The organism is Bartonella sp. B39 (assembly GCF_053795145.1).
In genome coordinates, this window is the sequence record NZ_CP200036.1 from 1,586,494 (window position 1) to 1,599,175 (window position 12,682).

Annotated in this window: 10 protein-coding genes; 3 read left to right on the forward strand and 7 right to left on the reverse strand. The window is 36.9% G+C overall.

Going from position 1 to position 12,682, the window contains the following annotated elements; genetic code table 11:
- Positions 1-363: 363 nt before the first annotated feature.
- The 7 genes from V4P57_RS07225 to V4P57_RS07255 form a co-directional block, all read right to left on the reverse strand.
- Positions 364-675, reverse strand: a complete 312-nt coding sequence (locus V4P57_RS07225) for a DUF6990 domain-containing protein (protein ID WP_455465880.1) — start codon at positions 673-675, stop codon at positions 364-366.
- 84 nt (positions 676-759) lie between these two features.
- A complete protein-coding gene (locus V4P57_RS07230; protein WP_455465881.1) occupies positions 760-954 on the reverse strand; it encodes a hypothetical protein in 195 nt (64 codons plus the stop codon).
- A gap of 428 nt (positions 955-1,382) precedes the next feature.
- On the reverse strand, positions 1,383-1,544 hold the full coding sequence (locus tag V4P57_RS07235) for a hypothetical protein (protein ID WP_455465882.1): 162 nt from the start codon (positions 1,542-1,544) through the stop codon (positions 1,383-1,385).
- Positions 1,545-3,269: 1,725 nt separating this feature from the next.
- On the reverse strand, positions 3,270-3,632 hold the full coding sequence (locus V4P57_RS07240; RefSeq protein ID WP_455465883.1) for a hypothetical protein: 363 nt from the start codon (positions 3,630-3,632) through the stop codon (positions 3,270-3,272).
- 233 nt (positions 3,633-3,865) lie between these two features.
- Complete coding sequence (locus V4P57_RS07245; RefSeq protein WP_455465884.1) at positions 3,866-4,237, reverse strand: hypothetical protein; 372 nt, start codon at positions 4,235-4,237, stop codon at positions 3,866-3,868.
- A 132-nt stretch (positions 4,238-4,369) separates the two neighbouring features.
- Entirely contained in the window at positions 4,370-4,678 is a 309-nt protein-coding gene (locus tag V4P57_RS07250) for a hypothetical protein (protein ID WP_455465885.1), read from the reverse strand.
- Positions 4,679-5,537: 859 nt separating this feature from the next.
- Positions 5,538-5,852: a hypothetical protein gene (locus V4P57_RS07255; RefSeq protein ID WP_455465886.1), complete on the reverse strand. Its 315-nt coding sequence runs from the start codon at positions 5,850-5,852 to the stop codon at positions 5,538-5,540.
- 1,696 nt (positions 5,853-7,548) lie between these two features.
- Here V4P57_RS07255 and V4P57_RS07260 point away from each other — a divergent pair.
- The 3 genes from V4P57_RS07260 to V4P57_RS07270 all read left to right on the forward strand — a co-directional run bounded on the left by V4P57_RS07260 (position 7,549) and on the right by V4P57_RS07270 (position 12,283).
- Positions 7,549-8,094 (forward strand): hypothetical protein, encoded by a 546-nt coding sequence (locus tag V4P57_RS07260; RefSeq protein WP_455465887.1) that lies wholly within the window; start codon positions 7,549-7,551, stop codon positions 8,092-8,094.
- 1,892 nt (positions 8,095-9,986) lie between these two features.
- Complete coding sequence (locus tag V4P57_RS07265; RefSeq protein ID WP_455465888.1) at positions 9,987-10,838, forward strand: YopJ/AvrA family T3SS effector serine/threonine acetyltransferase; 852 nt, start codon at positions 9,987-9,989, stop codon at positions 10,836-10,838.
- 485 nt (positions 10,839-11,323) lie between these two features.
- Positions 11,324-12,283: a YopJ/AvrA family T3SS effector serine/threonine acetyltransferase gene (locus V4P57_RS07270; RefSeq protein WP_455465889.1), complete on the forward strand. Its 960-nt coding sequence runs from the start codon at positions 11,324-11,326 to the stop codon at positions 12,281-12,283.
- Positions 12,284-12,682: the final 399 nt, after the last annotated feature.

The window sequence follows — 12,682 nt, forward strand, 5'->3', positions numbered from 1 at the left end:
CTTAAAATTTTTGATTGCATATGAAAGAGTCCTTTATTTTCCTCAATAATGGTTTACCCTCAGTTAATAAATGCTTAATCCATAATTTTTAATTCCCCATCCTGGATATAAACAATATCGGGACAGTGCTTTTTCCTTCAGGCTTTGAACATCACTTTTTCATCACACACAATGCATCCTTGTTCCCTTAATTTCTGTTTTTTCCATTTGCCCCCTTTCCTATGATAAGCTCTCTTTTATTGCACAAGTTAAGATCTCTGATTCTGAAATACCGATAATGATTCACGTTCATGGATAATTTCTCTGCAATCCGTTCAAGCACAGCATAACTGAGCTGCCCTGTTTTAGCCACCTCTTCTGCCATCAACAAAGCACGTTCAAGATGGCTTTCGTCCAGAGTTGCAGATTCAGTAATGCATCAAAGCCCAGATGATCTCCTGCTACAAAGCGCTTTTGATAAGAGCGTAAAGTCTCCACATCGCCAAGCAAAGCGAGAGCCGCAAGATGCAGCAGAGCATAAGGTGCTCCATTGATTTTATCAGCCGACCAATCTACAGTGTCCTTTTCCCAAGGTGGAGCACTATATTGAGAACGAAACATTTCCTGAAGACGAGAATCTTCGCATTTCCATTCTAAAATTTCATCAAGCACCTGCTTTAAACGATCCTCTGTCACTCTCTCTTCAAAAATTTCCAGTCCTCTAGCCACAAAACTCAAGTGTACTGTTGGTAAGGTCTTAGAATTATAAGGATTAATAGTCTAGCAAGCAGCGGCAAGAACACCGGCCATAACTAAAAAGCCGCAATCAAATTGCGGACAATCTTTGCTGATTGCATCATTATAAAGAAATTGTACTTCACAATCCGGTAAGAAGATGGTGGCCAAATGATTACCTTTTCCCTCGATTTCTACTGACCACCCCAAGCTCTTTACAAGCGCCGTCACACTTTCCATAGTCAGAACTTCGCCATCATTATAAACGTCATAGACTTCTTCTCGCTCTTCTTCCTCTCCTGTCTACTTAATACTCACCTTCTTAATCCCCATAATGTTTTTATCATTGTCTCTTCCCCTTTCATAATTGCGCAAGCGCTCTATCACGCTCTTTTCTCATGCGTTTCAATTTTCGTTTCACTCCACAATACACACCCTCGCACATTTGATAACGGAGTAATACAGTGTTAAAATCAACAGCACCATGAAAGTAGAAGATACTATCAGAACTGAACTAAAAGATATGCTTAATGCTATTAAAAGACCACTCATTCCCCTCAGATCTCCTCACTTAAAGTAAAAAAGATGGATAATATCGCATCTAATTTTTCCCCCTATCAGCCAGACTTCACTCTCTTGGGATTTATCGTTCTCTAGACCTATCTCTTTTAGACTATGCATCGCTTTATCGCGCTGCTAAGTTGTTTTTTCCAATTGCTGAAGTTTTTTTCAACAGATGCCCCAACAGAATGCGCAGCACCAAGATCACCGGTATAAAGAGAAAAAGCACCCCCGATAGCATTTCCAGCATCAATTAAGAGAACAGCCATAACGCTAACCTCTCCTTCTGTTAGCTTCCACTCTACTAGGAGTGGTGTATAGAAGATACATCTTAAAACCACAATGATAACAGAAATGCAGAATATTCTTTTATAACCTCTGCTTAAAAGAAACGCTTATTCGAATGAAAAAGAGCGTAGTTCTTTATCAAATGCGAAATTCTTCTTCATTGCTCTTCCCCTTTCATGACAACTCAACCGCTGCACGACATTCTTTAAGAACTTTTTTGCGTTCTTTTTTCACTTGGAAATACAATCTCGCCTGCTTGAATGTAGAATAATAAAGTAGCAAAATGTAAATGATAACATCAGAAGTAAAAATCGTCACGATCAGAAGCCCTAGAGTAGAGAACTCCATAAGACAATTGTTCTCTTTCCCCTCCTCATCCTTGTTATAAGGATCATTTTGTAGATGACTTATTTTATGGCATTTGCGGATTAATTTTTCCAGTCTCTGAATGTTTTTGTTCAGCCGAGTCGTAAAGAATATATAGAGTCCCAACATCACCGATATAAAAGCAACAATACACACCGCTATAACTTCTAACAGCACATAGACAGAGACAAAAGAGTACTATCTTCCCACACGTTGGGCTTCCACTCTGCTAAGATTGGCCCCAAAAGGATCTTTCTGCAAAACTCAAGGATGAGAGAAAACAAACAAATAACGATATAATCTCTCATTGAAAGAAACGCTTGTTCGAATGAAAAAGAGCGCGGTTCTTTATCAAATGCGAAATTCTTCTTCATTGCTCTTCCCTTGCTTTCTCCATTTCCAAAAACCGCCTTATTGTACACTCTTTCATGGTGTGAAGCGCAACAAGCCCTCCTTTTAAGAAAACATAAAGGATCATCTCCACAAAACTTTCCCTTTTGCCTCTCAAATATCCTGTCTTTTTTCGCCCTTCTCTTTCCCTCACAACAACTCAAGCATTACATACTCTTTTTCAGCGCTTTTGATAATTGTCTCATCACCTTGTAGTACGCACGCAAATTCTTGAGAAAAGAATAATACAGCGCAACAACTTCTACACTTAAAAAATATTAAAATGACTCCCACCAAAGGCATAAAGACAGATTAATTTCATCATGATAATCTCAGCTGTCATCACCTGATCCATTTTTCACCCTCTCACATTTTCTTGATGAACGGCTTTATCTTGTGATCGGATTAATTCCTCTACCCGCTGGATCTTTTTTTTCAGCTGAGAAGTTAATATTGCACGGAGCATAAAAATAACAAGAACCGTTGCTGGAATACATACCTAAATAAAAGCCAATAGCGAAAAAGAAATGGCAGCATTCACAATTCTCACTTGTCCTATATCACCCATATTTTTAAGGAAAGCGATTATAAACATAAACTTTGAAAGTCATAATGATGGAAGAGATTTAGGATAGAGTGATATCATATTTTCGAGAAAAAGCGATCATTTTTTTGAACAGTTTTTTTGAAGACAAAGGGTCTTACCTCTGTGTCTAGAGCTGAATTCTGGCCCCATTTTTTCTCATTGCTTTCAAGATCACAAAATCGCTGTGGATGCTTTTTCATCACGCGTTTTGTTTCTTCACCCTATAATACATCCCCCAACGCTTAATAAAAGAATAATAAGGCGTCATGATTATCATATTGACCAAAATGGAAAAAACCACGACACTGAGCAACATAAAAAAGGAACGATACCACAAGAATCATGGCTTCTGATCCCAGAGCACTCATCCTCTATCCGATTGATCTTGCTGTTTAGTTGCTTCTTCTACTTTTTTAACCATTTTTTTCAATTTACGTTCTCGAATACTGTGGATTCCCCAAAGGATAGGGAAAGGTGTAAAAAGACAAAGCCAAATTAAAACTGGGAGGAAGAAAATAACATGCCCCACACCACTCCATCCCTGCAACGACTGTGCCAAGGATTTTGCACAAGCAGGAACTTCTAAAACCATCATGATGGAAGATACGCAGAACATTATAAAAAAGCTGCGTAAGACTATTTTGTAATTTTTCAAAGAAAAAACCAATGGCTCTCTACATGAAAAAGAATGTGACTCTTTATAAGATGCTGAATTTTTCCCCTTCATTTTTTCCCCTGTTTTTGTTTACTCTTCATTGTTTTTAGGTTTCTAACCTATTCTTCATCCTATATAAAGGAGCTGTTAATTTTTCTCAACAATTGATTGCTTTAAGCACCCACTTTTATATCCATAAACTTCAATTTCCCATCCACTATAAAGAGAATATCGTGGCGATAATTTTCCTCATCGACTTCATACATCATTTCCTCTTCATAAACAACGAAGCCCTGTTTCCTTAATTATTGTTTTTTCTCTTCGACTAATTTTTTATGGGAATCACTCTCTATTGCATAACTGCGGGTCTCTGCTTCTGAAATATTGATAAGTTTTACTGTATTTTGAGGAAAGAAAACCACTGCAACCTGCTCAAGCAAATCATAACTGGGCTTCTTTGCCCTTGCCCCTTCTTGAGCCACCACCACCACAGGCCGTTCAAGATGGACTTTTTCGATGCCTTCCTCAAAGCCAAGTCGATCATCTTCTGCAAAGTTTTTTCTGTAAGATTTCAAGGTCTCAACATCACCAAGCAAGGCAAGAATCGAAACAAGCAAGGCAAGAATCGCAAGATGCCTCAAATCATAAGAGATAAACTTGGATTTCTCTTTTACCAAAAGTAATGTATTTTTTTCCTAAGGTTGTGTACCACAATGAGCATGAATCTTTTCACGAACGTCAACAGTTTTCATAGCCTTTTCTAAAGATTCATCAAGCTCTTGCTTTAAGCTCCCCGCACACACCTTTTCTTAAAAAATTTCTAATCCCTTAGCCACAAAGTTCAATTGTAAACCTGGCAAACTTTTAGAATTATAAGGATTAAAAGTTTTGCAAGCAGCAACAAGCATGCCCCTTGTGATCACAAGTCCGCAATCAAATTTATGGTATTTCTTTACTTTCTCATCATTATAAAGAAATTGCACCTCGCGATCTGGTAAATGATAGGTCGCAAGATGATCACCTTTTTCCTTAATTTCCACCGACCACCCCAGAATTTTCAACAATGCTGTTGCACTTTCCATAGTGAAAGTTTTTTCATCACGAGGCTCTTCGTGCACTTCTTCTTCACGAAATCTGCTGAGCTACTGGTTTTCACCCCACATGGTAGGCGGTACTTAAAAGCACCATGATAAGAGAAATAACACAGATTATTTTCAACTCTCTTGGCAAAAAACAAAGATTCTTTAAACCGAAAAGCAAGTACAGCTGTATCAAATGCTGAATTTTGTTCTGTAATTTCCCTCTGCTAAGAATCCAATAGATGGATTGCGTTCTTTTTCAGTTTTTCAAGCATATTGAAGTATAATCTTACACGCTTGATGAAAAAATAATGAAGCCCGATGAAGAATATACCAACTAAAGTAGCCATGATGATGAGTCCTAGAAGACTACAAGATCCTAAAAAAAATAAGCACTTTTCCCCTCTTACATTCTGTATACTTACCGATGGAGCTGCTACTTAAATAAAATTTTCCAATTTTTTCATTCTCTTTTTCACACTCTAATTAAGTATACCATAGAGCACTAAAATCACTGGTAAGATGAAGAATATACCAACTAAAATAGCCATGATGATGAGTCCTAGAAGACTACAAGATCCTAAAAAAAATAAGCACTTTTCCCCTCTTACATTCTGTATACTTACCGATAGAGCTGCTACTTAAATAAAATTTTCCAATTTTTTCATTCTCTTTTTCACACTCTAATTAAGTATACCATAGAGCACTAAAATCACTGGTAAGGAGAAAGAAACAAATGCCACGATCAAAAATACTAACATAGAGAACAGCGCATACACAGTAAATAATACAGGCCCACTACTCATCAACTGTTCTAAGCCCATTCCTTGCTGAAATACCTTTTGTCCCTCTATAAAGGCTAAGACGATAAAGGGCATGAATATGAGGACAAACACACTCAAACAGAAAATGAATATTCTTTTATAATCCTTTGTGAAAGAACCAGGGATTCTTTAAACGACGAGAGATAAGCTCTCGTGTCAAACGTTGATCCCTGCTCCTTTTCTTCCCTCTCATAACCATTCAAAAGCTGTGTCACGCCATTTTTTAATTTCTTAAGGGTTTTGGAAAGTGCTCGTGCACGGATAAGACGCTTAATAAAGTAGTAATAAACTGCAACAATTGCCATAGAATCACAAATATTTCCCACGCTACCCATCACAGCCATTGATACAACGGATACTAGTGCAATCAATACTATCAAAATATCCATTTTTCTCTCCCTATCCTGTTCTATGAAGGAATTGCATCGTGCTGCTCGGGCGATTTTTCCAATTGCTGGACCATTTCTTTCAATTCATAATTCAAGATGAAATGGAAGAGAAAAATGATTGGAAAGAGTGTGATAGGAATTCCCAAAATCAATTGCACAATGGTAGATCTATAAGCCCAAACACCATTTCACCCAGCAGCACGCAACAATTCTGTCATAGACAGTTCACCCAAATAAAATTGTTCCAAGATTAAATTTTTAAAATTTTCCAGAATCGTTTTGTAAAAACTTCCCTGAATCATTTCTTGAAACTGTTTCTTGGATATAACGTGAAAAAATTCCAGAGGTCGAGTATATCCTATAGCAATAGCCAATCCCAATATTATGAACGTTATGCAGAAAATAATGACATAATCTTTTTTTGAGAAAAACAATACCTTTTTGAAAGAAAAAAGCCGAGATTATTTCCCACACATTTCCTATGATACAAGAGCCGTATCACCTTGGAGAGTGTCATTTTGTGATTTGTCTATGGTCATGCTCACTCCTCCCACTCTTTAAATATTTTACATGCACCAACCAGCGTGAAGGCCTGCTTAAAGTGTTCTCACTCTTTCTCCCACACATGAACATTTATAAGAAAAAGGCCATACACCACTATAGAATTTATATCTACTACCAAAAAAGCAGCGCAGAAAATGCGACAGCTCTTCACAACTTAATCAATCAACACAGATATTGAGGCATTTGATCACTTTATACATTGAAAATGTGTGTATCAATCTCTGTAAAATTTTCAAGCCTTACTTTCAAAATTTACATCAAAAAGCTGCATGGCTTATTTTCAATATGGCTACACAGACTTTCGCAAAAAATATTTACGCAAAAGAAAGAACAGCCCTTTTTATTATCCGATCCTCTCATTTTAGAACAGTTTCATGATAGGTTTATTTTTACAGCACCTCAAAAAAGAAGAAAAAAGTTTACATCTGCTCTCTATAAAGGAGATATTTAATAAAGAAAAGACCAATAAAAAGAATTCGCAAACCCGAATAATTTTCTCACGAACTTTGTAAGTAATATTGTATTAACAATATATTATCTATATTTTATTTGAAAATATAAATTCTATTGTGGTATTATAATAGGAGATATGGTTTTCTTTTTTCAGATATATTCTGTTCAAAATATGACAATTTTTCCTCTAAAAAGGATACAAAGATATGCTTAACAAAGTGATGTGCATCAAGCTTGTTAGTACGGTACAAAATAACAAAACAGTTGCTTCTCAAGCAAAACTGGAAGACTTCTACAAAATATCATCGAACAAAAAAACAAATAAAACAAGGCCTCAGGAAACACTCTGCTTTCTATTTAAAGGATGCGATGCCGTTGTGTTTTTTCATTCATATTTGATAAATATGACTCTTCAATTTTTCCACAAATTTGAAAATTTCTATAGAGGGCAAATGGTCTGCTATAAATGACAAGTAAAAATGTTGGTGAAGAACTTGTAACAAAGATTATTTTGCCATTGCCGGAACGTTGCTCTTAACTTGAGGGAAACAAAACACCCCTCCAGCACTTATTTTATCATTCTCCCTCTATTATAGGTTTCAATGGGGGCACTTTCTCAAGTACTTTTTACCTTTCCCCTTTTTAAACAGACAATTTTTTTAATTCAAATGGTAGGTTCATGAAAATACGTAAAAAACGCGGTAGACCGAGAATAACAGGAAAACTAAGAGAACCAAATGGCCGTATTTCACGTGCTCAAAAACCCCGTACACCGCCTCCTCAACAGACAATTGAGATGCGTGCCAAACACTTTGGTTTGAGCATAGAAGAAGCCAAAAATCCACTTTCGAGTTCCTACATTGGACGTCTTTTTTTACTTGGATGTAAACAGGACGTATCTGGCATCAGTAAAGAGCAATATGATACTGCGCAACAATATCTACAAATCAGAAACGACTATTTATGTGCAAAAGGTTTGCCAAACGGTTATTATGATGATTTTACGCACGCATCCGATGAAAAGGCACAAAAACAGTGGATTCAAAAAGCAACCGATCGCTATGAGAACATGAAAGAAGTGATTCAGGAAACGCAACATCTGTATCGCCAACATAACTTTCATGCTGCGTTACAATATCTTGTTGTAGAAGACCAAGCACTTCCTTATCTGGTTTGTTCATTGCGTATTATTCTTAACGCACTTCATAAATACTTTGAAAGTTAGACTTACACCCGTTTTTTTTCCGCTTTTTATTTAAAGAACGAGCACGAATGAAAGCACAGCTGGCACCAATATTTCACGTGATCACGCCGCATACATAGGGCATTATAGTCTATTGTTCATAAAATAACACCTGAAGATTTATTGCACAATTGAAGCGTAATAATCGTAAAGAGTGCAAAGAAAAGATCCTTCCTCACCAACATCACCCACCAACACTAACATCACCCACTAACACCAACATCACCCACTAACACCAACATCACCCACCAACACTAACATCACCCACCAACACTAACATCACCCACTAACACCAACATCACCCACCAACACTAACATCACCCACCAACACTAACATCACCCACTAACACCAACATCACCCACCAACACCAACATCACCCACCAACACTAACATCACCCACCAACACCAACATCACCCACCAACACTAACATCACCCACTAACACCAACATCACCCACCAACACTAACATCACCCACTAACACCAACATCACCCACCAACACTAACATCACCCACTAACACCAACATCACCCACCAACACCAACATCACCCACCAACACCAACATCACCCACCAACACCAACATCACCCACCAACACTAACATCACCCACCAACACCAACATCACCCACCAACACTAACATCACACCAACACCAACACCAACACCCACCAACAACACAACATCACCCAACACAACACCAACATCACCACAACATCACCCACCAACACCAACATCACCCACCCACACCAACACATCAACACCAACACACATCACCCACCAACACCAACATCACCCACCAACACCAACATCACCCACTAACACCAACATCACCCACCAACACTAACATCACCCACCAACACTAACATCACCCACTAACACCAACATCACCCACCAACACCAACACCAACACTGAAAGCTCCTACATCAAAACAAGCAACTTCATAATTTTATCTTAGCACCACCATATTTTTCTTCTCCAAAAGAGAAAAAAGTCATTGTTTTCCGCATCTAAAAAGACTTTTCGATAAAAACAGCAAGCATCACTCCACAAAGCAGATGAGCTAAAATAAAAAATGTAAGATTATATTTTTCTATTGACAGTGTATAGAAAATAGTATTTAATGACGGTTGCGGGGTGTATTTTTTTGTGCACATATTTCCATCATTCTCCCTATAGAATATAGACTTTCTGCAGATTATAGGCATTGTTCTTTAAAACAATGGAGATGGGTGTGTGAGAAATACAATATTGGCTTTATTTAATTTTCTTTTCTGCCTCAACCAAAGAAGTACGAGAGAAACAATAACCGTTATAACACCAACCTGACACACTCGTAAAATACGTTACCATATCTGCAATATCAGTTCATCATCAGAAGCCACCACCACAATCGCTTCATCCCATCTGCTTACTCTATTCCTAATCATAAAGCATAAATTTGAACAGGATATTCAGGGCAAAACTTTCCCAATACGATCCTGAAATCAATCACAGCAGCAATCAAGTGAAAAAATCTGACAAATCTCTCATATTTCACTACCGAGATAAATTTGCCAACGCACTTAAGCTGCTCATAACTGATAGATTTGAATAGACTGTCAACACTAGAATTTTTGCCACTAAAAGACCTAATTATACTGGTTCGAAAAACGCTCTTATAAAAATCGCTTACATCTAAAAGAGAACCTCAACACATTTTATCCAATATTAAAAAACACAAAAAACAATGTTTAAACACAATTTTATATTAGTCACGAAAATGATTTAATACTGATTGTTAAAACATGTGAGTTAATATTATGAAACAACGAGGCTCAGAAAAGACCGGCTGTGATTTATTATACACACAAGAAACTGAGAGCGCCAATACATCATTGGAAAATCTTCCTGGACGCTCACAAAGCGCTGCCAGAGCAGAAAATCTCCCATTTGACCACCAAAAACTAAAAAATATTATTGCAGGCTTAGAAAATGATATCGCTAGTGGTGATTGGATAAAAACGGATTATGCTGAAATGGATCTTGAGGTGATGCCAGCTCTAATAGAGCGAGCAAACCGTAAATATTCAGGCTTGAATCTTAAACTGGCTCTGACACCTCGCGAATTTGTTCGATTAGTAAAAGAAAATATTGAAAATGGGATTTTCTCTTCTAGGTTTATCATTAATATCAAGGGGGGAGGAATTCATTTTGCGGTAATCGATCACAGGACGATCGGAAAAAATACATCCCTAATATTTTTTGAACCCACAACTTTCAAGAGTATGACGTCAGAGATGCTGGCAATAAGGACACAAGCGACTATTAAGACTTGTCAATTACCTAATTTTTATTTTTCCGCAGCAGAAATGGATATTCAACGGAGTTTCTCTGAATGTGGAATGTTTAGTTTAGCTCTTGCCAAAAAACTTCATTCCAAAGCTCACAAATTAACAAAAATGCACGAAGATAATACAAGCGGTGTATTACGCAAACTAGGTATTCCTTTACAATCTGAACAATTGGACCGGTATCTTCCAGCTAGTTTTTACAAACACATACAAGGGAGAGAACGTTTTAGGAAATATGTAAAATCAAATCCAGAATCTCAACATGAAAAGGTGAACAAAAGAGGCGAAACTCTTGCTGAGAGGTTTGAAAAGAACTTAGTTACAGTAGAGGGAAAAACAGTCTCTGTTTCTTCACATAGAAAAAGGATAGGTGAATATAAATCTCTGATGATGTAAATTTTTAACATTTCTGCCGGTATGCGTAGCAAATGAAGCACTGCATTCAAATTGACGGGTGATGACAAATTAATTCATGTCGACAAATTTGTCTCTTGTTTTGATTGGTAAAGTGCAAGCAACGCAAAAGCGGTTTACTTCTTAAAATGAGAGTTGAGCTATTATTCTAAAACAAATACGTTAGTGCCCTCAAAATTTTATGGCTATTGCATGGCGATAAAAGCACAATTAAGTGGAAAAAGAGCAAAAAACTTTCATTTTAAAATATCAAGATGAGGTTTCCAATAATACCTTCAAGCTTTTTACTTTTTACAGATTTAAAGATGCACAGGACACGAGAATTGATGACTTAAAAATCATGCAGTTTCATCTCAAATAAGTCTTCTGACAAAAATTGTCAAAATTGAGAAAGGCGTTTTCATCACTTTTCCTTTCAATGAGAGAAGAAAGCACTACCAACACTAACATAAATAAGGATTAACATTATGAAACCACAAGATTCAAAAAACACCGCTCATAGTTCATCACAAACAGCCCAGGATGTATCACAAACAAAAGGAGCTGATATCGCAAATGAATCCTTAGAAGATCTTCTTGCGCGTTTAGAAACAACCGACACTAGAGAAGAAGAAGAGACTACATTCAATCATGAGAAATTAGAAAAGATAATTACCCGCTTAGAGAAGGACATTGCTGATGGAAGTTGGATCGGAAAAAACTACCATTATGCAAGCACAGACCTTAAACTGATGCCAGCTCTGGTAGAACAAGCGAAACGTAAATATCCGGAGATGAATCTTAAACTTGCGATGACGCCCGAAGACCTTTGCCTCTCAATAAAAGAAGCAATTGATGCTGGAATTCCATCTTCCAAATTTATCCTTAACATCAATGAGAGCGGAATTCATTTTGCAGTGCTCGATCACAGGACCATTGGTGACCAGACGTCCTTGATACTTTTTGAACCAGCAAATATCGATACTCCAATATCCTCATTACTAGCAATGAGGACACAAATAGCCATTCAAAAGCAAAAATTCCCTAATTGTCATTCTATTACGGCGGAAATGAATATTCAACGAAGCCACACTGAATGTGGAATATTGAGCTTAGCTCTTGCCAAAAAACTTCATCTCGAATCTGATAAATTGACAAGAATACACAAAGATAACATTAGCGGTATGTTATGTGCACCGGGTGATTTTTTATCTTATGATAAATTAGATACGTATCTTCCAGCTAGTTTTTACAAACATACACAAAGTAGAAGACGTTTCAAGGACTATCTCCAATCAAATCCTGGGGCTGAAAATGAAACAGTGAACAAAAAACAAGAAACTCTTTCAGAGAGATTTAAGAAAAATTTAGTTAAAGTAGAAGGAAAAACGGCCTCTGTTTCATTATACAAGAAAAGGGTCTCTGAATATAAATCTCTGATGATGTAAATTTTTAACATTTCTGCTGCTATACATAGCAGATGGAGTGCTGCATTCAAATTGGCGTGTGATGGCAAATTAATTCATGTCGACAAATTTGTCTCTTGTTTTGATTGGTAAAATGCAAGCAACGCAAGAGCGGTTTACCTCTTAAAATGAGAGTTGAGCTATTATTCTAAAACAGATACGTCAACACCCTCAAAATTTTATCGCTATTGCATAGCGATAAAAGCACGATAAGTGGAAAGAGAGCAAAAAACTTTCATTTTAAAACATCAAGATGAGGTTTCCAATAATACCCTCAAGCTTTTCACTTTTTACAGATTTAAAGATGCACCGGACACGAGAATTAATAACTTAAGAATCATACAGTTTTATTGTAAATAAGTCTTCTGACAAAAATTGTTA